The organism is Pseudonocardia kongjuensis (genome assembly GCF_039526905.1).
In the GTDB taxonomy this organism is placed as follows: Bacteria; Actinomycetota; Actinomycetes; order Mycobacteriales; family Pseudonocardiaceae; genus Pseudonocardia; species Pseudonocardia kongjuensis.
Genome location: NZ_BAAAJK010000053.1, coordinates 231,628 through 251,798 on the forward strand (window position 1 = coordinate 231,628; position 20,171 = coordinate 251,798).

Consider the following 20,171-nt stretch of genomic DNA (forward strand, 5'->3'; position numbering starts at 1 on the left):
CCCGCAGGTCAGGTCCGGCGCCGGGACCGGATCAGGTCGACCGCGGCGTCGGCGAGCTGCGACATCCCGCACGGCCACCGGGCCCGGCTGTAGCCACCTGAGGTCGTGCACGTCGGGCTCGAGCAGCGGCCGGCGCCGTCGTCGACGTGCTCGGCGAGCAACTGCTCGACGAACCCGGGGTGCACGGCGAACGCCGCGACCTGTCGGCTCCACGACGGGGAACCGGGCTCGCTCACTTCCGCGCGTCGCGGCGCGCCTCGCGACGCAGATCCTTGGCCGCGTCGCGCGTTGCCCAATGCGCACGGCTGGTCGCCGCGAGGACCAACTCGAAGGACGTGGTCAGCTCCGACGTGGGGAGCTGGTGTGCCGTGTCCCAGCAGGCCGCTTCCCGATCGAGCAGCTCGGCGCGGCGGGTATACCAGGCCTGCCACTCGTCTCCGTCCAGCGCGAGCCCGGGGCCCGGGACTCGCAGCGCAGCTGTCTCGTCGCGGACCTTGTCCAGGGCCGCGAGCACCGCGGCGGCTGTGCTCAGCGCCGGCGGGGCGGAGGTGTCGGTGGTCATCGGGGCTGCTCCATCGGTGTTGATCAATGGTGTGAAATCCAGGAAAAACGCGAAAAACGCGGAAGACCGCGGTGAAGCGCGAGACACCTTGCAGCGTGTGGCGCGCCGGTACGTCTCCAGCGGAGAACTCGCCCGCGAGCTCGGCGTCACCGTGCGGTCGGTGCAGAACTGGACCCGCGACGGGCTGATCGACGCCGACCATCGGACGGCCGGTGGGCACGCCCGCTACGACCTGAACCGGGTCTTGGCGTTGCTCTCGGCCGGACGGCCTCGACCCCGCCCGCGTCGGAACTGAGCGACTCATGCCGATTCCGCCAGATCGTCGTCGCCCTCGGCTGAGGGGAACTCGGGCCGCGGCAGCCGGGCGACGGCCGAGGTCATGTCCTGCAGGGTGACGTCGCCGTAGAAGTGCAGCGTGCTCAGGCTGGCATGGCCGAGCAGCTCCTGCACCATCCGGACGTCGCGGGTGTCGTGCAGCAGCGCGGTGGCGACCCGGCGGCGCAGCGAGTGCAGGGTGTCGGGGATCTTGCGCTTCTTGCGCAGGTAGTAGCCGACGTTCTGGGAGACCTGTTTGCGGGTGATCTGTTGGGTGCGGTCGCCGTAGAGCCGGGTGAAGCAGGGGCCGCTGTCGGGCAGGTGGGGGAGCATGTCCTCGTAGACCCAGTCCGGGATCGGGACGACGCGTTCGTGGTCGCCCTTGCCGCGCACCAGCGCGACCCAGCTGGTGCCATCCAGGTTCGGGGTGATGTCCTCGCGGCGCAGTGCGGCGATCTCGGTGGCGCGCAGTCCGGACCAGCCGGCGAGCAGCAGGTAGGCGCGGACCGGCATCGGGGCCTCGACCACGGCGGTGAACAGCCGGTCCTCGGGGATCGGCCGGCGGACGCGGGCGCGCCGGCGGGGCCGGGGGAGCAGCGCGGCCGGGTTGTCCTGCCGGATCCCGTGAGCCTGCAGCCAGCGGTAGTAGGGCGTGATCATCGCGGTCTGCCAGCGAACCTTGGCGATGGTGTCGAGGTTGGACTGCCACCGGTCGAGGTCATGGGCGGTCGCGTGGGCCGGGTCGTGGCCGAGGAACTCGGCGACGTAGGTGAGCACCATCCGGCGGGCCTTCAGCGTGGAGTCGGCGAGTCCGCAGCGGCGCATCCAGTCGAGGTGTTGCTCGATGTGGGAGATCTGCTCGGTACGGTAAGAGCCGCCGGGAAGCGAACGCGGCACGATCGGGTGATCAACACTCATCGCTGGACCCTCCATTGTGGGACAGTGTCAGTGGGATTGATCACGCTAGGCGGAGATTGCAAACAGGCGCGCGGCGAGAATGCTGCGACGATTAGGCGAATTGCGGTGAACGTCCTGTGACTCATTGTGATCACGCGGCCCGCAGCGTGGCATTTCGCAACAACGCGGACTGACCGATGCGCCGCCGGATCCTGGTCTCGACGCTGCTCACCGTCGCGGTGACGGCGCTGTTCCTGGGCGGTCCGCTGGCGCTCGCGACCTGGCAGCTCGTCGAGGACTTCACCCGCGCGGAGCTGACCCAGCGGCTCGAGCAGCTGACCGGGACCCTGGAGAACAGCGGCACCGCCGCGCCGCCGCCGGGCGCGATCGAGCTGGCGATCCCGGCGAACAGCAGGCTCACCATCGAGATCCCGGACACGCCGACGATGGAGTACGGCGTCCGCGAGGTGGTCGACCCGGTCGCCGAGTCGCTGCCGTTCGGGCCGGGCGGGACGATCACCCTGGCCCAGCCGACCGCGATCATGCGGGCCCAGCAGACCCAGGTCGTCCTGGTGGTGATGCTGCTGGTCGGCTTCTCGGTGACGGTCGGCACCGGGGTCGCGATCTACACCGCGCGCCGGCTGTCCGATCCGCTGCGCGATCTCGCGGCCCGGGCGGCCCGGCTGGGCGCCGGGGACTTCCGCCGCTCCCCGGCCCGCTACGACATCGCCGAGCTGGACCGGGTCTCGGAGGTGCTCGACTCCTCGGCGACGGCGCTGGCACAGCTGCTGCAGCGCGAGCGGGCGCTGGTCGGGGACGTGTCGCACCAGCTGCGCAGCCGGATCACCGCGCTGCAGCTGCGGCTCGACGAGCTGTCCACCCATCCCGATCCGGACGCCCGCCGGGAGGCGCTGGCCGCGCTGGAACAGACCGAGCGGCTGACCGGGGTGCTCGACGACCTGCTGGAGTCCGCCCGCGCCGCCCGCGCGGTGGGCGCCGAGCCGGTCGACCTGGCCGAGGCGCTGGAGGAGGTCGCGCAGGAGTGGCGGGTGCCGCTGTCGCGGGCCGGGCGGTCGCTGCGGTTGCGGGTGCCGGACGGGATGCTCGCCCGGGTCACCGCGGCCCGGCTGCGGGAGGCCGTCGGCGCGCTGGTGGACAACTCGGTGCAGCACGGCGACGGCCAGGTGACGATCAGCGCGCGGGCCGCGGACAACGCGTTGCAGGTGGAGGTCTCCGACACCGGCCCCGGGGTGCCGGAGGAACTCGTCCCGCACGTGTTCGACCGCGGGGTGTCCGCGCAGTCGTCGACCGGCCTGGGGCTGGCGCTGGCCCGCACCCTGGTGGAGGCCGACGGCGGGCGGCTGGAGCTCTACCGGGCCCGGCCGCCGGTCTTCCGGATCTACCTGCCCGCGGCCCGCACCGACGACGTCGCGGCCGGTGCGCCGGCGGCGGAGCGGACCGGCCCCCGCTAGGGCGCGGCGAGCTGCTTCTTGATCTCGGTCTTCAGCACCTTGCCGATCTTGGAGCGCGGCAGGTCCGGCCAGATCTCGATCTGCTTCGGTGTCTTGACGGCGCCGATCCGGCCCTTGACGAACGACGTCAGCTCCGCGGTGTCCAGCTCGGCGCCGGGGCGCAGCTTTAGGACGGCGGTGACCCGCTCGCCCCACTTGTCGTCCGGCAGCCCCACCACGGCGCAGTCGGCGATCCCGGGATGGGCCATCAGGGCCTGCTCCACCTCGGCGGAGTACACGTTGAAGCCGCCGGTGATGACCATGTCCTTGGCCCGGTCGACGATGAACAGGAACCCGTCGTCGTCGAGGTAGCCGATGTCGCCGGTGTGGTGCCAGCCGTGTGCCGACGCCTGGGCGGTGGCATCGGGATCGCGGTGGTAGCCGCGCATCACCAGCGAGCCGCGGACGACGATCTCGCCGCGCTCGCCCCGGCCGAGCAGCCGCCCGCCGTCGTCCATCACGGCGACGGTGACCAGCGGGGACGGCCGCCCGGCGGAGGACAGCCGGGCCCGCGCGGGCTCCCCGTCCGGGCCGAAGTGGTCCTCCGGGGGCATCGTCGAGATCATCATCGGCGCCTCGGTCTGGCCGAAGAGCTGGGCCATCACCGGCCCGATCCGGGTCAGCGCCTCCTCCAGGCGGGTCACCGACATCGGTGCGGCGCCGTACCAGAAGCACTGCAGCGACGACAGGTCCCGCCGGTCGAGCGAGGGATGGTCGAGCACCATGTAGATCAGTGTCGGCGGCAGGAAGGTGTGCGTGACCCGGTGCCGCTCGACGTGGTCGAGGAAGCCGCCGACGTCCGGGCTGCGCATCACGACGACCGAGCCGCCCCGGCACAGCACCGGGAAGCAGAGCACCCCGGCGGCGTGCGTGAGCGGGGCGAGCGCCAGGTAGACCGGCCGCCCGCCGCGGGCCGGCCACGGGTAGCTCATCAGCGTGATCGCCGTCATCGTCTCGATGTTCGTGCCGGTCAGCACGACACCCTTGGGGCGCCCGGTGGTGCCCCCGGTGCCGACGATCATCGCCACGTCGTCCGGGCAGGGCCGGTCGACCGGCCCGGTGCCGCCGGCCAGGAAGGTCTCCCAGCCCAGCGCCCAGCCGGGATCGCCGTCCAGGCAGACCAGCGTCCGCAGCCCGGGCAGGTCGTGCCGGATCGCGTCCACCAGCGGCGCGAACGCCGCCTGGAACACCAGCACCGAGCAGCCGAACAGGTCGAGCAGCTCGCGGTTCTCGGCGGCCTCGTTGCGCGGGTTGACCGGGCACCACACGGCGCCGGCCCGGCTGATGCCGAACACGCAGGTGAACGCGGTGGGATCGTTCGCGGACAGCACCGCCACCCGGTCGCCCGGCTCGACCCCCGCGGCGGCGAGGGCGGCGGCGATCCGGTCGCCGAGCTCCCGCACCTCGCCGTAGCTGCGGATCTCGCCGTCGCAGACCAGGCACGGTGCGTCGGGGCCCAGCGACGCACCCTTGTCCAGGTGGTCGATCAGGCGCATCTCACATGCCCATCCCGCCGTCGACGGGCAGCCCGGCGCCGTTGACGAAGCGGGCGGCGTCGGAGGCGAGGAAGACGACCGCGTCGGCGATGTCGGTGACCTCGCCGAGCCGGCCGGACGGGGTCAGCTCGATCACCGCGCCGACCGCGGCCTCGGGGCTCTCGAACAGCCCCAGCCCGGACGTCTCGACTGCCAGCTTCTGGCCCATCGCGGTCGGGACCAGCCCGGGGTACACGCAGTTGACCCGTACCCCGTAGCCGAGCTTGCCGGACTCCATCGCGGCGACCCGGGTCAGCCGGTCGACGGCGGACTTGGTCGCGGAGTACCCGCCGATCGCCGGGAACGCGATGGTCGCGGCGACCGAGGCGACGTTGACGACGGTGCCGCCGCGGCCGGCCGGGCCGCCCGGGCGCATCGCCCGGAAGGCGTGCTTGATCCCCAGCATGGTGCCGACGACGTTGACCTCGAGCATCCGGCGGACGTCGTCCGGCTCGGTGTCGACGAGGAGCTGGGTGACCTCGATCCCGGCGTTGTTCACGACGACGTCGAGGCCGCCGAACCGCTCGACGGTGGTGGCGACGGCGGCCGACCAGGACGCGTCGTCGGTCACGTCGAGCCGGACGGCCCCGTGCTGGTCGCCGAGCGCCTCGGCGAGCTTGCCGCCGAGCTCCTCCTGGACGTCGGCGATCACCACCCGGGCCCCCGCGGCGGCCAGCGCCCGGGCCATGCCCTCGCCCAGACCCTGGGCTCCTCCGGTGACGAGTGCGGTACGGCCGGTCAGATCGATCTGGGTCACTGGCACTCCTGTGTGCAGGTGATGGGGACCACACCATGGGCGATGATCCATCCGACTGTCAAGAATTCTCCGGCCAGGTGTCAAGTTTTCTGTGACCGGTCGTCCGGTGATCGGTTAGAGTCCCGGTCATGGCGCGGGCGAATCCGGTCGACAAGCACGACGCGCGGCGTCGTGCGCTCGCCGACTCCGCGCTGCGGACGCTCGGCGAGCTCGGCTACGCGCGGTCGTCGCTGCGCGAGATCGCGAACAACTCGCCGTTCAGCCACGGGGTGGTGCACTACTACTTCGCCGACAAGCTCGATCTCATCGTCTACTGCGTGCGGCGGTACAAGGCGGTCTGCGTCACCCGCTACGACGGCGCGGTGGCCGGCGCGACGACCGCGGACGGCCTGGTCGCGGCGTTCGCCGGCAAGCTGCGCGAGACGATCGTCGAGGAGGCCCCGATGCACCGCCTCTGGTACGACCTGCGCGCGCAGAGCATGTTCGAGGAGAGCCTGCGCGAGCCCGTCGAGCAGATCGACCGGACGCTGGAGGAGATGGTGTGGCGGGTCGTCGTCCGCTACGCCGAGCTCGCCGGGTCCGAGCCCGCACTGCCCCCGCACACCGCCTACGGCATGCTCGACGGCATCTTCCAGCAGGCGCTGCTCGGCCACCTGTCCGGCGACGGGGCGGCGCTGGACACGCTGCGCGACGAGGTGCACGACGTCATGCCGCTGCTGGTCCGCGCGGCCGCCCGGGTCTAGTCGGCGGGCGGCGGCACCGGCTGGCGTCGCACGAACTGCTCCGGCCAGACGAACCGGCGGAACGCCCACCAGCGGAACGCCATCCCGGCCAGCGTCCCGACGATCTGCCCGGACACGAAGTCGGCGATCTCCTGGGTGACCAGCGAGACGCCCGGCACCTGCAGCTCGAGCACGTACCGCGAGATGGCCAGCGGCGCCGAGTACACGGCCACCCCGGCCCCGCTGATCAGGAAGAACAGCGCCGCCTCGTGATGCCGCTCGCGGCCGCCCCTGGTGCGGAACGACCACTCCCGGTTGAGCACGTACGACACGATCGTCGCCACCAGCACCGCGAACACCTTCGCGGTGACCGGCTTGGTGTCCAGCACGGTCGTCTTGAGCAGCAGGAACACCGCGGTGTCGATGACCCAGGTGGTGCCGCCGACCATCAGGAACTTGATGAGTTCGCGGTGCTTGATGGCCTTGTCACGGTACGGCTGGGGGATCCGCGCGAGCGTCGCCTCCACCACCGTCACGTGGGCGATCGTGCCAGATTACGCTTCACGTCCTGTGGAGAGGGTTGACAGCGCAGGGAAGAGCGGGCTGCCCACGGTCGGCATGGTCGGCGGCGGGCAGCTGGCCCGGATGACCGCCCAGGCGGCCGTCGCGCTCGGGCAGACACTGCGGGTGCTGGCGGCCTCGCCGGACGACCCGGCGGCCCGGGTCACCCCGGACGTGGTGGTCGGCGACCCGGACGACGCCGGCGCGCTGCGCGAGCTCGCCGTCGGCTGCTCGGCGGTCACCTTCGACCACGAGGGCGTCCCGCAGGAGGTGCTGCGGCCACTCGCCGAGGCGGGGATCCCGCTGCGGCCGCCGCCGTCGGCGCTGGTGCACGCCCAGGACAAGCTCGTCATGCGCAGGCGGCTGGCCGCGATGGGCCTGCCGGTGCCCGACTTCGCGGAGGTGGACGGCGCCGCCGACGTCGAGGCGTTCGGCGCGGCGCACGGCTGGCCGGTGGTGCTCAAGGCCACCCGCGGCGGGTACGACGGCCGCGGCGTCTGGTTCCTGCGCGGCCCGGACGCCGCGCTGGTCACCGACCTGCTCGAGCGCGGCACCCCGCTGATGGTCGAGACCGCGGTGCCGATGGTCCGGGAGCTGGCGGCGAGCGTGGCCCGGTCGCCGTTCGGCCAGGCGGCCGCCTGGCCGGTGGTGGAGACCCTGCAGGTCGACGGCCAGTGCGCCCGGGTCACCGCGCCCGCACCCGGGCTCGGCGACGACGCGGCCGCGCGGATCCAGGAGACCGCCCTGCGGATCGCGGCCGAGCTGGGCGTGATCGGGCTGCTGACGGTCGAGCTGTTCGAGACCGCACCCGGCGAGATCGTGATCAACGAGCTGGCGATGCGCCCGCACAACTCCGGGCACTGGACGATCGAGGGCTCCGTCACCTCGCAGTTCGAGCAGCACCTGCGCGCGGTGCTGGACTACCCGCTCGGTGCCACCACACCGGTCGCGCCGGTCGCGGTGATGGCGAACGTGCTCGGCGCGCCCGAGGAGCCCGCGATGTCGATGGACGAGCGGCTGCACCACTGCTTCGCCCGCTTCCCGGACGCGCGGGTGCACCTCTACGCCAAGGACGGCCGGCCGGCCCGCAAGATCGGCCACGTGACCGTGCTGGGCTCCGACGGCGACGCCGTGCGGGAGCGCGCCGAGCTGGCCGCCGGCTGGCTGGCCACGGCGAGGTGGGCCGACGGCTGGTCGGCGCACGCGGACGACCCCCGAGAGGACTCCTGATGGCCGAGGCGAGCACCCCCCGGGTGGGGGTGGTCATGGGCAGCGACTCCGACTGGCCCGTGATGAGTGCGACCGGTGCGGCGCTGGACGAGTTCGGCGTGCCGTGGGAGGTCGGCGTCTACTCGGCGCACCGGACCCCGCAGCGGATGCTCGACTACGCCGCCTCCGCCGCCGACCGCGGGCTGCAGGTGATCGTCGCCGGGGCGGGCGGCGCCGCGCACCTGCCCGGGATGGTCGCCGCCGCGACCCCGCTGCCGGTGATCGGCGTGCCGGTGCCGCTGAAGTACCTCGACGGGATGGACTCGCTGCTCTCCATCGTGCAGATGCCCGCCGGGGTGCCGGTCGCGACCGTCGCGGTCGGGAACGCCCGCAACGCCGGGCTGCTCGCCGTGCGCATCCTCGGCGCCGGGGACGAGGCGCTGCGCCAGGCGATGGTGGAGTTCCAGGCCGACCTGGAGCGGACCGTGCTGGACAAGGACGCGGCGCTGCGGGCGACCGCGCGCGGGCAGGGCTGAATTCTCCTGGCGCCGGGCCCGAGCACGTGGTTACGGTGTCGGTACACGGGAGAGGAGGTGGTCCGAGCAGATGAGCTACTGGACACGTGAGGTGGCCCTCAGCTAGCACCACGTTCTGCCGGGCGGGGGGCGACCCCGGCCCGGAGACGGTCGTGGAAGCCGGTGTGGTGCCGGCAATACCAGACGGTCACCCGTGATCCCCGGATCCTGTGGATCCGGGGATCACGCACGTCCGGGGTCGTTCAGCGGGAGCCGCTGCGCCGTTCGAGGGCCAGCGCGGCCCGCTCCAGCCGCCGGGTGACCTCGGCCAGGTCCGGCTCGGCGTCGACCTCCAGCGGCAGCATCGGCGCGACCCGGCGGAAGTGATCGACGCAGGCGGGCAGGTCCGCGTCGCGGGCGCCGTCGGCGAGCCAGCGGTGCAGCGCCTGGTTGTGCGCGGCGACCAGCGCCGCCGCCGTCACCGCGGCGCGCAGCTCGCCGTCCGGCCGGCCGGTCAGCCGGGCCGCGAGCTCGCGGGTGAACAGCCGCCGGTAGTGGTGCACCGAGGCGGCCTCCCGGTCCCGCAGTGCGGGCACCGTGCCGACCAGCGCGAACCGCTGCCGGGCGACCTCCGGGTCGACGGTGTAGAGATCGAAGACGGTCTCCGCGGCACGCAGTGCCAGCGACAGCAGCGGCTCGTCCGGGTGCGCGTCGGCGAACACCTCGGCGATCCGGGAGAGGCCGCGCTCGTGGTCGGGCGACAGCGCGTCCTCCTTGCCGCGGAAGTAGCGGAAGAAGGTCCGGCGGCCGACGCCGGCCGCGGCCGCGATGTCGTCGACCGTGGTGTCGTCGTAGCCCCGCTCGGTGAACAGCCGGGCGGCCGCGGCGACCAGCTCCCGCCGGACCTCCGCACGCCCCTCGGGGGAACGCCCGCGGCGAGTGCTGCTCGTCATGGCACGGAGGGTAGCAAGACGCGTTGCCCCGTGGCACGGAGTGCCGTTAAGATTCGCGCCATGAACAGCGACTTCGACAGCTACCGGCTCAGCGACGAGCACCAGGCCCTGCGCGAGGCGGTGCGGGACCTGGCGGAGAAGGAGATCGCTCCGCACGCCGCCGAGGTCGACGAGCAGGCCCGGTACCCGGTCGAGGCGCGGGACGCGCTGGTCAAGGCCGGTTTCCACGCCGTGATCATCCCCGAGGAGTACGGCGGCGAGGGTGCCGACGAGCTCGCCGGGTGCATCGTCATCGAGGAGGTCGCCCGGGTCTGCGGCTCGTCGTCGCTGATCCCCGGGGTGAACGGCCTCGGCCTCACCCCGGTGCTGCTGTCCGCCTCCGACGACCTGAAGAAGCAGGTGCTCCCCTCGGTCGCCGCGGGCGAGGCGATGTTCAGCTACGCGCTGTCCGAGCGCGAGGCGGGCTCCGACGCCGCCTCGATGCGCACCCGCGCGCGCCGCGACGGCGACGAGTGGGTGCTCAACGGCACCAAGTGCTGGATCACCAACGCCGGCGAGTCCACCTGGTACACCGTGATGGCGGTGACCGACCCGGAGAAGAAGGCGAACGGGATCTCCGCGTTCGTCGTGCACAAGGACGACCCCGGCTTCGAGGTCGGGCCGAAGGAGCGCAAGCTCGGCATCAACGGCTCGCCCACCCGCGAGATCTACTTCACCGACGCCCGCATCCCGGCCGACCGGATCATCGGCGCCGAGGGCACCGGGTTCAAGACGGCGCTGCGCACCCTCGACCACACCCGGCCCACCATCGGCGCCCAGGCCGTCGGCATCGCCCAGGGCGCGCTCGACGTCGCCACCGCCTACGTCAAGGAGCGCAAGCAGTTCGGGAAGGCGCTCGCCGAGTTCCAGGGGCTGCAGTTCATGCTCGCCGACATGGCCATGAAGGTCGAGGCGGCCCGGCAGCTGGTGTACGTCGCCGCGTCCCGCGCCGAGCGCGGCGAGGCCGATCTCGGCTTCATCTCCTCGGCCGCGAAGTGCTTCGCCTCCGACACCGCGATGCAGGTGACCACCGACGCCGTGCAGCTGCTCGGCGGCGCCGGGTACACCCGGGACTTCCCGGTCGAGCGGATGATGCGCGACGCCAAGATCACCCAGATCTACGAGGGCACCAACCAGATCCAGCGCATGGTCATGGCGCGCAACCTGCTCAAGTGAGATGAACGGGCCTCGTCGCGGGAGGGACCGGGGGCACCGGGTGCCCGACGGCCGGGCCCACCTGTCGGTCGGGACCCACAACCAGCGCCCCGGCTCCTACCCGCTCGGCGCTGATCTCGCCTTCGGGTGCCTGTTCACGCTGACCGAGCGCATGCGGCCGGACCGGTCGGCGGTGACGCTGCCGGCCGGCTTCAACACCGCGCAGATCGACTGGGTACAGGCGCGCTCGCAGGAGTGGCAGGACTGGGCGACCGTGTCCTGCACGGTCGACGGCGCCGGGCACGCGCTGTCGTACCAGCGCTACGCCTGGGGGTGGGCAGGCTTCGTCGTCGACGCCGGAACGGCCGGGATCAAGCTGGTCGGCGTCGGCCTGGAACCTGCGGCGGTCCAGTTGGAGACCGTGCGAAAGCCGGCGCGGTACGGCTTCGACCCGGCGCAGTGGCTGTTCGTCTCCGACCTCCAGGACCGGCGTGAACGGGACCCGGACGCGCGCCTGCCGTTGCCGTGGGCGACCACCCTGCACGCCGACCAACGCGCGCTGATCGAGCGGCACGGACCGGGGTGACGCACTACCGTCACGACCGTGGGGGACGGTTCCGGGACGACGTCCGACCGGCGGCCCGACCGGCGGCCCGACCGGCTGCTCGACCGGCTGCTCGACTGGTTGCTCGACGCCGATCCGGCGCTGCGCTGGCAGGTCGAGCGCGATCTGGCCGGCGCGTCCCCGCAGGTGTGGGAGCGGACCCGGGCGCGGGTCGCGACCGAGGGGTTCGGCGCGCGGCTGCTCGCCCGTCAGGACCCGGACGGCCGGTGGGCGGGCGGCGCCTACTTCCCCGCACAGCCGACCGGGGTGGACGGCCAGCCCTGGACCGCCACCACCTGGTCGCTGAACGCGCTGCGTGAGTGGGGCCTGAACCCGCAGGTCCTGCGGGCCCGCCGGACGGCGGAGCTGCTGGAGCGGCACTGCCGGTGGGAGTACGACGACCTGCCCTACTGGGACGGCGAGGTGGACTGCTGTGTCAACGCGTTCACCCTCGCCAACGGGGTGTGGCTCGGTCGCGACGTGGACCCGCTGGCGCGGTGGTTCGTCGAGCAGCGGCTCGACGACGGCGGCTGGAACTGCGACCGGCGGCACCGTCGCGACCCGCGCGGCCCGCAGGGCGGGCGAGGAGTACCTGCTGAGCCGCCGCCTGCTGTACCGGCGTTCGACCGGCGAGCGGGTCGGGCCGTGGGTGGACCGGTTCGCCCGTCCGTTCCGCTGGCGCTACGACGTGCTCCGGGCGACCGACCACTTCCGCCGCGCCGCCGCGCTCGACGGGGGACGGCCGGATCCGCGGCTGGCCGAGGCGGTCGCGGTGGTCCGGGCGGCGCAGCGTCCGGACGGCCGGTGGGTCCAGGGCGAGCGCGATCCCGGTGCGGTGTGGTTCGAGGTGGACGTGCCGGCCGGGGAGCCGTCGCGCTGGCTGACCCTGTACGCGCTCCGGGTGCTGGCCTGGTGGGAATCCGATGTGGAAAGGACTCGATAGAACGCCTGGTGATGCGCTACTGTTCGAACATGTGGTCGAGTGAGGGCGGATCGGATCCCGCTCCCGGGGGTGCCGATCCCGGGGGTGCCGATCCGGTCGTCGCCGTCCTCGGGTCGGTGCTCGAGGCGCTGGCCGGGCTCCCCTCGGATCCCGGTGGAGCCACCGGCGCCGGGCCGGCGGTCCGGATCGACCGGATCGCGCTGTTCGAGCGCCTCCGTGCCGTGGTCGCCGCCGGGCACGGCGCCGAGATCGTCGGCTTCGCCCGCGCCGCCGTCGAGGAGCGGATCGCCGCCGGCGATCTCGATCCACGCACCGCCGAGCGCGGGATCGCCGACCAGGTCGCGCTGGCCTGCCGGATCTCCCCGTCGGCCGGCTCGCGACGGCTGGGCAGCGCCCGCGCGCTGCACCTCGACCTGCCCCGGGTCTGCGCGCTGCTGCGGGCGGGGCGGATCAGCGAGGAGGTCGCCGAGCACGTCGTGTCGGAGACCCGCCATCTCGACCGGGAGGCCCGGCGCTCGGTCGACGAGCAGCTGGCCGGTGCCGGCATCGACGAGCTCGGCCGCCGGGCCGCGGCGGCGCTCGCGCGGCGGCTGGCCTACGAGTGCGACCCGGCGGCGTACGTCGCCCGGGGCCGCACCGCCCGCACGGGCCGCCGGGTCGGGTTGCGGCCCGCGCCGGACACGATGGCGGTGCTGTCCGCCTACCTCCCGGTCGAGCAGGGCGTCGCCTGCCTGGCCGCGCTGCGCCGGCACGCCGATGCGGTGGTCGGCGCCGGATCCGATCGCAACCGCGACCAGATCATGGCCGACACCCTGGTCGAACGCCTGACCGGGCAGGCCCGGGCGGCCGACGTGAACGTCGAGCTCGGCATCGTGATCGGGGTCGACCAGCTGGTCGACCCCGCCGCCGGTGGCACCGCCGAGATCGTCGGCCACGGCCCGGTCCCGGTCGGCATCGCCCGCGACATCCTCGCCGGCACCCAGGGGCGGCGCTGGTGGCGGCGGTTGTTCGCCCGCCCGGCCGGTGGGCTGCTGGTCGGCGCCGATCCGCGGCGGCGGTACTTCGGCGGGGTGCCGGCCGCCCTGGTCCGGATCCGCGACGACGACCGCTGCCGCGATCCCTACTGCGACGCCCCGGGCCGGCACATCGACCACATCGTCCCCGCCCGCCGGGGTGGCCCGACGACCCCGGCGAACGGGCGGACGGTCTGCGTCCGCGGCAACCTCGTCCGGGAGCTGCCGGGCTGGTCGGTCGAGGTGCTGGCGGACGGCCTGGGCGACACGCCGCACACGGTGCGGACCACCACGCCGACCGGGCACACCTACCTCAGCCGGGCGCGCCGGACCGGATCACCAGGATCACGGCGGCGGGCCGGTCCCCGAGTGCTCGGTGGCTGTGCTCGCCGTCGCTGGTCCATGTCGCGGCTCCGTCGGCTACCGGGCCGACCTCGTCGCCTGCCCGCCCCGCCCGCGCGGCGCCGCGGGTCACCGGGAAGTGCCCGACGACGCACGGGCCGTGTCCGCCGGAGACGGGTGCCGCGGATCTAGGGTTCTCCCGTGGAACGATCGTTGCTGCAGCCGGTGTCGGTCGGGATCGTGTCCGCCGTCGTCGGGGTCACCAGCTCGTTCGCGGTCGTCCTGGCCGGGCTCACCGCCGCCGGGGCCGATCCGGCGCAGGCGTCGTCCGGGCTGGTGGTGCTCACCGCGCTGATGGGTCTGGCCACGTTCTGGCTGAGCCGGCGCTCCCGCCGCCCGATCACCGTCGCCTGGTCGACCCCCGGTGCCGCGCTGCTCGCCTCGACCGGAGCGGTCGCCGGGGGCTGGCCCGCGGTGGTCGGCGCGTTCCTGGTCACCGGGGCACTGATCGTCCTGACCGGGCTGTGGGGGCGGCTCGGCCGGATCGTCGGTGCGATCCCGGCGCCGCTGGCCCAGGCGATGCTCGCCGGTGTGCTGCTGCCGCTCTGCCTGGCGCCGGTCCGGGCGCTGGCCGAGCAGCCGCTGCTGGTGGCGCCGATCGTCGTCGTCTGGGTGGTGTTGCAGCGGTTCGCGCCGCGCTGGGCGGCGCCCGCGGCGTTCGTGCTGGCGCTGGCGATCGTCATCGTGCTCGCCGACGGCTGGTCCTGGCTGCAGCCGCCCACGCTGACGGTGACCGCGCCGTCGTTCTCGGTCGCGGCCGTCGTCGGCGTCGCGCTGCCGCTCTACGTGGTCACGATGGCCTCGCAGAACCTGCCCGGCGTCGCCGTGCTCGGCGCCGCCGATTACCAGGTCCCGTGGCGGCAGGCGATGGTGGTCACCGGCGCCGGGACGATGATCGGCGCCACCGCCGGCGCGCACGCGATCAACCTGGCCGCGATCACCGCCGCACTGCCCGCCTCGCCCGAGGCCCATCCGGACCCGGCCCGGCGCTGGATCGCCTCCCAGGCCAACGGCGTCACCTGCCTGCTGCTGGCGCCGCTCGCCACGACCCTGGCGGCACTGGTCGCGGCCGCACCGCCCGGGGTGGTCGAGTCCGTCGCCGGGCTGGCACTGCTCGGGACGTTCGCGGCCGCGGTGACCGGCGCGATGGCCGTGCCGGCCGGCGCCGGGGCCGATCCGGTGGCCCGGGTGCCCGCGGCGATGGCGTTCCTGTTCGCCGCCGCCGGGTTCACGATCGGCGGGATCGGCTCGGCGTTCTGGGGGCTGGTGGTGGGGATCGTGCTGCACCTGGTGCTGCGGGGGCGCCGGGTCAGCGCCTGAACGACTCCACCCGCACCTCGTCGGTCGGCGCGAACCGCCCGGCCGCCGCCGTGATCAGCGCGATGGTGCGCGCCGACTGGCTGCAGCCGAAGCCGTACTTCGCGCGGACCCGGGCGTCGGCGATCTCCATGCACGTCCGGCTGCGGTCCACGAAGTCCGCGACCGGGTACGACACCCCGGCCGCCAGGTGCTCCTCCACGACCAGCGACGGCGAGTAGTAGCTGACCTCGGTGCCGTCCGGCCACCGGACGTCGAACATCATCTCGGGCACGCCCGCGACGCTAGGTGCCCGCGGTTACCCCGGTGTTGCCCGCGGGCACTTACAGGATGAACCCGAACAGCGGGCTGTCCGGCGGGATCTGCTCGATGTGCGGCGGGGCCTCGTCCATCCGCTTGAGCAGCGCGGGCAGGTCGTCCGGCGAGCCCAGCTCGACCCCGACCAGCGCGGGCCCGGTCTCCCGGTTGGAGCGCTTGGTGTACTCGAACAGGGTGATGTCGTCGTCCGGGCCGAGCACGTCGTCGAGGAACCGGCGCAGCGCGCCCGGCTCCTGCGGGAACTCGACCAGGAAGTAGTGCTTGCGGCCCTCGAACACCAGCGCGCGCTCGACGATGTCGGCGTAGCGGCTGACGTCGTTGTTGCCGCCGGAGAGCAGGCACACCGTGCTCGCGTCGCGCGGGATGTCGAGCAGGTCCAGCGCCGCCGGGGACAGCGCGCCCGCCGGCTCGGCGATGATCCCGTCGGACTGGTAGAGCGCCAGCATCTCCACGCAGATCCGGCCCTCCGGCACCGCGACCAGCTCGACGCCGGACTCGCGCACGACGTCGAAGGTCGCCGCGCCGACCCGGCGCACCGCGGCGCCGTCGACGAACGGGTCCAGCGCGGCCAGCTCCACCGGCTCGCCGGCGGTCATCGCCGCCGCCATGCTGGCCGCGCCGGCCGGCTCGACGCCGACGATCCGGGTCGACGGCGAGTGTTCCCGCAGGTAGGTGACGGCCCCGGCGAGCAGCCCGCCGCCGCCGACCGGCACCACGAGCACGTCCGGCGGGTCCGCCAGCTGGGACAGGATCTCCCGGACGATGGTGCCCTGCCCGGCGACGGTGCGCGGATCGTCGAACGCGGGGACCTGGGTCGCCCCGGTGGACTCGGCGTCGGCACGGGCGGCCGCCGCGGCGTCGTCGTAGGTGTTGCCGACCACCCGGATCTCGACCGCGTCCCGGCCGAGGCGGGCGACCCGGTCGCGCTTCTGGCGCGGTGTCGTGCCCGGCAGGTACACCCGCCCGCGCACGCCGAGCCGCTGGCAGGCGAACGCGACGCCCTGGGCGTGGTTGCCCGCGCTCGCGCAGACCACGCCGGCCGCCCGGTCGGTCTCGGGCAGCTGGGCGATCAGGTTGTACGCGCCGCGGATCTTGTACGAGCGGACCGGCTGCAGGTCCTCGCGCTTCACCCAGACCTCGCCGCCGAGCGCGTCGGACAGCCGCGGGTTGAGCTGCAGCGGGGTCGGTCCGATCACGGCGCGGAGCCGGGCCGCCGCGTCGTCGACGTCCGCGGCGCTCACCCGGGTGCCGGGGGCAGGGGAGGTGCTGGGGTTCACGATCGACCAGCGTCTCACGGCCGCACCGGCCGGCCCGCACCAGGGAGTGGTCAGCCCAGCCGTACGGTGGCGCGCTCGGTCTCCGCCCGCCGCTCCAGCGATCCGTCGGCGTTCACCACCTGGACCAGCGAGGCGCCTGCCGCGAGCACCGCGAGCAGCCCGTCGCGCAGGCCATCCGGCGAGTCCCAGGCGAGGGTGGACAGCACCCGCGCGCCCTCGGTCAGCTCCAGCGCGGCGGCCCGGGCGAGGGCGGCGTCGAGCACCTCGGCGCCGGTTGCCCCGTCCCAGGCGACGGCGTCGCCGGGCACCGGGTCCCAGGGCACGAAGTCGTCGCCGTGCACGCGCACCTCGCTCGCGAAGTCCAGCACCCCGGTGGGCAGTCCGGTCAGGCCGCGCCCGAACGCGTCCAGCGAGAACGCCACGATCGCGTCCGCACCGGCCGCCAGCGCGGTGTCCAGCCGCGCGGCGTCGGCCAGCACCAGGTCCGCCGTGGCCGGGTCGCCGACCAGCTCGGCGCCGCAGGACCACACCGCCAGCAGCGCGGCCGCCGTCTGCCAGTGCGCGGGGAGCAGCACCGACACCCGGCTGCCGGGTTCGACGTCGCACTCGTCGCGCAGCAGGTTCGCCGCCTTCGCCGTCCAGTTCGCGGCGGTGGTGCCGGACAGCTCCATCCGCTCGCCGGTGGCGTCGTCGTAGTGGGTGAACAGCGGGCGCGCGGCGGCGGTGCCGAGCGCCGGGCCGAGCAGGGCGTCGGTGAGGTACAGGCCGGAGCCGAAGACGGTGGTCATCGTCCGCCGACGCTACCCAGCGCCGGTCGTCAGTCGATGCAGGGCACCCCGCCGGCCGAGATCGGCGGGGTGGCGGGCGCGGGTGCGGGGGAGGGGCCGGAGCCGGAGCCGCCGGTCTGCGCGGCGCCCGCGGACGACGAGGTGCCCGCGCCGGAGTAGTCGGCGCCGATCAGCACCTGTACCCGGCCCTGGCCGACGGCGTCGGACTGCTCGACCCCGATCCCGCCGAGCGCGCCGGCGACCCGCCGCGCCCCGGCGTCGCCGTCGGCCTGGCTGTAGCGGACGACCGAGGTGGTCCGTTCCGGCGCGTTGCCGATCTCGCCGGGGGTGATCCCGTTCTGCCCGAGCACGCCGGCGACCCGGGCGGCGAGACCGGTGGTGCCGGAGCCGTTCGCGACGTCGGCGACGACCGGTGCGGGTGCCGGTGCGGGCTCGGCCTCCGGCTCGGGTTCCGGCGCGGGCTCGGTGTGCCGGGCGACGAACTCCTGCACGTCCTGCGGGTCGACGACCAGCACGTCGCCGCTGCCGGTGTTGCGCGGGCCGCCGGTCGGGATGGTCAGGAAGTCCATCTGCCCGGCCGCGATCTGGGAGGCCTCCTCGGCGAACCCGAGGATGTCCCAGCCGCTGTCGATGACCACGGACCTGTGCACGACGTCGATCAGCGCGCCCAGCTTCGTCGGGTCGGCGAGCGTGCCCGAGGACAGCACCTTGTTCGCCACCGCGGCCAGGAACACCTGCTGCCGGGTGATCCGGGACAGGTCGCCGCCGGCCAGGCCGTGCCGCTGCCGGACGAAGGCCAGCGCGTCGGCGCCGGAGATGGTCTGCGGCCCGGCCGGCAGGTCGATCCCGGAGAACGCGTCCCGGGCCGGGGCCTTGAGGCAGACCTCGACACCGCCGATGGCCTGGGTGAGGTTGTAGAAGCCGAGCAGGTTGACCTCGGCGTAGTGGTCGATGCCGAGCCCGGTCAGGTCCTGCACGGCGCCGATCAGGGCCTGCCGCCCGGCCTGGGAGGACTCCTCGTCGACCTGCTTCGGGTCGGCCATGCCCTCCTCGACCAGGCGGGCCGCGGCCTGCGCCTTGGTCTGCGGGTAGGCCGCGTTGATCTTGTTGCGGCCGAGGCCCGGGATCCGCACCTCGGAGTCGCGCGGCACCGAGAACGCGGTGGCCCCGCCGCCGTCCGCCGGGACGTGCACGACGATGATCGTGTCCGAGTTGAGCACGCCGTCCTCGGCGCCGCTGCGCAGCTCGGCCAGCACCTCGGCGGGCAGCGGATCGCCCTGCGCGTCGGTGCGGCTGTCGACCCCGACCAGCAGGATGTTCCGCTCGCCGCCGGCCGAGCCGCCGAAGATCACGTTGGTGGTGGTGATGCCGCCGGTGACGTCCCGGTAGAGCGTCCACACCGCGCCGGTCAGCAGCAGGGTGAGCACCGACATCGCGGCGACGCCCACCTGGAACCGGTACAACCAGCGCCGGCCGGTGGACGGCCGGGCGGGCGGGCGGCGATCGGCCGGACGGGCGGACGACGGCGGGTACGGACGGACACGGGGCCGGCGGGGGTCGCTCATGCCCGCCTCCCCTCACGTCGGTCCGGGCTGCCGATCGGGTTCAGGGTGCAGCATCGGGGCCCTTCCCGGGGGCCGTACCGGCATGCGTGTCGGCCCGGTCGCCCGGATGCTTGATCCGGCACGGACTTGAGGGTGACGTTGCGGCGCACCGCGTCGTCGCTGATCGGACGGCCGGGGACGGTTCGGGAGGGGATATCCCCAGTGCTGCGGTCGTCACCGGGTGTGACGTTCGCGGCGCGATCGTGACGCCGCCCGGGCGGCGGTGGCCCGGCCTCGCTAGCGTGCCCGGTGTGCAGCCATCCGTGCGGACCTACGGCGACCGGGTCGCCGTCGTCACCGTGACCTACTCCCCGGGACGCACCCTGGACGCCTTCCTGGACTCGCTGGCCGGGGCGACCGGCCGGTCCGGCGTGCCGGTGGTCCTGGCCGACAACGGCTCGGTCGACGGCGCCCCGGAGCGGGCCGCCCGGGAGCGGGACGGGGTGCGGTTCCTGCCGATCGGCGAGAACGTCGGCTACGGGGCCGCGGCCAACCGCGGGGTCGCCGGGCTGGACGACTCCTACGGCTGGGTGGTCGTCGCCAACCCGGACCTGGAGTGGGCCCCCGGCTCGCTGGACGCGCTGCTCGACGCCGGTGCGCGGCATCCGCGCGCCGGCGCGCTCGGCCCGCTGATCCGCGAGCCCTCCGGCGAGGTCTACCCGTCGGCGCGCGAGGTCCCGTCGCTGCTCGCCGGTGCCGGGCACGCCGCGCTCGGGCCGGTGTGGCCGGGGAACCCGTGGACCACGGCCTACCGGCGGTCCCGCGAGGACCTCACCGAGCGGCCGGCCGGCTGGCTGTCCGGGTCCTGCCTGCTGCTGCGGCGGACCGCGTTCGACTCGGTCGACGGCTTCGACCCGCGCTACTTCATGTACTTCGAGGACGTGGACCTCGGCCGCCGGCTCACGCTCGCCGGCTGGCAGAACGTCTACGTACCCTCGGCCGAGGTGACGCACGTCGGCGGCGTCTCCACCGGCAAGCCGGAGGTGTCGGCGCGGATGCTCGCCGAGCACCACCGCAGCGCCTACCGGTTCCTGGCGGACCGGCACCCGGGCCCGGCCCGGGCACCGCTGCGGGCCGCCGTCCGGGCCGGGCTCGCCGTCCGCTCGCGACTCGCGGCCCGCGCGGGCTGAGACCGGCTCACCGGAGCCGACCGAGAGCTGACGAGAGAACACCT

General features: G+C 74.1%; 21 protein-coding genes and 1 pseudogene. 11 read left to right on the forward strand and 11 right to left on the reverse strand.

Annotated features, from left to right (window positions below; all coding sequences use genetic code 11):
- Window positions 1–8: 8 nt before the first annotated feature.
- Both ABD160_RS30940 and ABD160_RS30945 read right to left on the reverse strand, forming a co-directional pair.
- A complete protein-coding gene (locus ABD160_RS30940; protein WP_344029481.1) occupies window positions 9–236 on the reverse strand; it encodes a hypothetical protein in 228 nt (75 codons plus the stop codon).
- Complete coding sequence (locus ABD160_RS30945) at window positions 233–562, reverse strand: hypothetical protein (RefSeq protein WP_344029484.1); 330 nt, start codon at window positions 560–562, stop codon at window positions 233–235. Before ABD160_RS30945 ends, ABD160_RS30940 begins: the two co-directional genes overlap by 4 nt.
- Here ABD160_RS30945 and ABD160_RS30950 point away from each other — a divergent pair.
- The gene (locus ABD160_RS30950) at window positions 555–857 is read left to right on the forward strand and encodes a helix-turn-helix domain-containing protein (protein ID WP_344029487.1); all 303 of its coding nucleotides are present in this window, start codon (window positions 555–557) and stop codon (window positions 855–857) included. The two genes, ABD160_RS30945 and ABD160_RS30950, sit on opposite strands and share 8 nt — an antisense overlap.
- Before the next feature lie 5 nt (window positions 858–862).
- Here ABD160_RS30950 and ABD160_RS30955 read toward each other — a convergent pair whose 3' ends face one another.
- A complete protein-coding gene (locus ABD160_RS30955; RefSeq protein ID WP_344029489.1) occupies window positions 863–1,795 on the reverse strand; it encodes a tyrosine-type recombinase/integrase in 933 nt (310 codons plus the stop codon).
- A 176-nt stretch (window positions 1,796–1,971) separates the two neighbouring features.
- Here ABD160_RS30955 and ABD160_RS30960 point away from each other — a divergent pair, with 176 nt between their 5' ends.
- Window positions 1,972–3,246 (forward strand): sensor histidine kinase, encoded by a 1,275-nt coding sequence (locus ABD160_RS30960; protein WP_344029493.1) that lies wholly within the window; start codon window positions 1,972–1,974, stop codon window positions 3,244–3,246.
- On the opposite strand, the gene ABD160_RS30965 is transcribed toward ABD160_RS30960, so the two are convergent.
- Entirely contained in the window at window positions 3,243–4,781 is a 1,539-nt protein-coding gene (locus ABD160_RS30965; protein WP_344029496.1) for an acyl-CoA synthetase, read from the reverse strand. The genes ABD160_RS30960 and ABD160_RS30965 overlap by 4 nt on opposite strands.
- A 1-nt stretch (window position 4,782) precedes the next feature.
- Window positions 4,783–5,577 carry an SDR family NAD(P)-dependent oxidoreductase gene (locus ABD160_RS30970; RefSeq protein ID WP_344029499.1) on the reverse strand — a complete coding sequence of 265 codons (795 nt, stop codon included), beginning with the start codon at window positions 5,575–5,577 and terminating at the stop codon, window positions 4,783–4,785.
- A 128-nt stretch (window positions 5,578–5,705) separates the two neighbouring features.
- Between ABD160_RS30970 and ABD160_RS30975 the strand changes: the two genes are divergently transcribed.
- A complete protein-coding gene (locus tag ABD160_RS30975) occupies window positions 5,706–6,320 on the forward strand; it encodes a TetR/AcrR family transcriptional regulator (RefSeq protein WP_344029501.1) in 615 nt (204 codons plus the stop codon).
- Here ABD160_RS30975 and ABD160_RS30980 read toward each other — a convergent pair.
- A complete protein-coding gene (locus ABD160_RS30980; RefSeq protein WP_344029505.1) occupies window positions 6,317–6,835 on the reverse strand; it encodes a GtrA family protein in 519 nt (172 codons plus the stop codon). The genes ABD160_RS30975 and ABD160_RS30980 overlap by 4 nt on opposite strands.
- Before the next feature lie 34 nt (window positions 6,836–6,869).
- Here ABD160_RS30980 and ABD160_RS30985 point away from each other — a divergent pair, with 34 nt between their 5' ends.
- Together ABD160_RS30985 and purE are read left to right on the forward strand one after the other, a co-directional pair.
- Window positions 6,870–8,090, forward strand: coding sequence for a 5-(carboxyamino)imidazole ribonucleotide synthase (locus tag ABD160_RS30985; RefSeq protein ID WP_344029507.1), 1,221 nt, complete (start codon window positions 6,870–6,872; stop codon window positions 8,088–8,090).
- Window positions 8,090–8,605, forward strand: a complete 516-nt coding sequence (gene purE / locus ABD160_RS30990) for a 5-(carboxyamino)imidazole ribonucleotide mutase (RefSeq protein ID WP_344029509.1) — start codon at window positions 8,090–8,092, stop codon at window positions 8,603–8,605. Before ABD160_RS30985 ends, purE begins: the two co-directional genes overlap by 1 nt.
- A 242-nt stretch (window positions 8,606–8,847) precedes the next feature.
- Here the strand turns inward: purE and ABD160_RS30995 are convergent, their stop codons facing one another.
- On the reverse strand, window positions 8,848–9,537 hold the full coding sequence (locus tag ABD160_RS30995; RefSeq protein WP_344029513.1) for a TetR family transcriptional regulator: 690 nt from the start codon (window positions 9,535–9,537) through the stop codon (window positions 8,848–8,850).
- 60 nt (window positions 9,538–9,597) lie between these two features.
- On the opposite strand from ABD160_RS30995, the gene ABD160_RS31000 reads away from it, so the two are divergent.
- The 5 genes and pseudogenes from ABD160_RS31000 to ABD160_RS31020 all read left to right on the forward strand — a co-directional run bounded on the left by ABD160_RS31000 (window position 9,598) and on the right by ABD160_RS31020 (window position 15,013).
- Entirely contained in the window at window positions 9,598–10,752 is a 1,155-nt protein-coding gene (locus ABD160_RS31000) for an acyl-CoA dehydrogenase (protein ID WP_344029516.1), read from the forward strand.
- A gap of 40 nt (window positions 10,753–10,792) precedes the next feature.
- Window positions 10,793–11,317 (forward strand): hypothetical protein, encoded by a 525-nt coding sequence (locus tag ABD160_RS31005; protein WP_344029519.1) that lies wholly within the window; start codon window positions 10,793–10,795, stop codon window positions 11,315–11,317.
- An 87-nt stretch (window positions 11,318–11,404) separates the two neighbouring features.
- Window positions 11,405–12,278, forward strand: a pseudogene (locus ABD160_RS31010) (squalene cyclase).
- A 29-nt stretch (window positions 12,279–12,307) separates the two neighbouring features.
- A complete protein-coding gene (locus ABD160_RS31015; protein ID WP_344029522.1) occupies window positions 12,308–13,825 on the forward strand; it encodes an HNH endonuclease in 1,518 nt (505 codons plus the stop codon).
- A 9-nt stretch (window positions 13,826–13,834) separates the two neighbouring features.
- Window positions 13,835–15,013: a benzoate/H(+) symporter BenE family transporter gene (locus tag ABD160_RS31020; RefSeq protein WP_344029525.1), complete on the forward strand. Its 1,179-nt coding sequence runs from the start codon at window positions 13,835–13,837 to the stop codon at window positions 15,011–15,013.
- Here the strand turns inward: ABD160_RS31020 and ABD160_RS31025 are convergent.
- The 4 genes from ABD160_RS31025 to ABD160_RS31040 all read right to left on the reverse strand — a co-directional run bounded on the left by ABD160_RS31025 (window position 15,003) and on the right by ABD160_RS31040 (window position 18,958).
- Window positions 15,003–15,275, reverse strand: a complete 273-nt coding sequence (locus ABD160_RS31025; RefSeq protein WP_344029823.1) for an MSMEG_0570 family nitrogen starvation response protein — start codon at window positions 15,273–15,275, stop codon at window positions 15,003–15,005. The two genes, ABD160_RS31020 and ABD160_RS31025, sit on opposite strands and share 11 nt — an antisense overlap.
- A gap of 58 nt (window positions 15,276–15,333) precedes the next feature.
- On the reverse strand, window positions 15,334–16,569 hold the full coding sequence (gene ilvA / locus ABD160_RS31030; protein WP_344029826.1) for a threonine ammonia-lyase IlvA: 1,236 nt from the start codon (window positions 16,567–16,569) through the stop codon (window positions 15,334–15,336).
- Window positions 16,570–16,655: 86 nt separating this feature from the next.
- Window positions 16,656–17,393: a TIGR03089 family protein gene (locus ABD160_RS31035; protein WP_344029528.1), complete on the reverse strand. Its 738-nt coding sequence runs from the start codon at window positions 17,391–17,393 to the stop codon at window positions 16,656–16,658.
- A 29-nt stretch (window positions 17,394–17,422) separates the two neighbouring features.
- Window positions 17,423–18,958, reverse strand: a complete 1,536-nt coding sequence (locus tag ABD160_RS31040) for an LCP family protein (RefSeq protein WP_344029531.1) — start codon at window positions 18,956–18,958, stop codon at window positions 17,423–17,425.
- A 290-nt stretch (window positions 18,959–19,248) separates the two neighbouring features.
- Between ABD160_RS31040 and ABD160_RS31045 the strand changes: the two genes are divergently transcribed.
- On the forward strand, window positions 19,249–20,127 hold the full coding sequence (locus ABD160_RS31045; protein WP_344029534.1) for a glycosyltransferase family 2 protein: 879 nt from the start codon (window positions 19,249–19,251) through the stop codon (window positions 20,125–20,127).
- Window positions 20,128–20,171 lie beyond the last annotated feature (44 nt).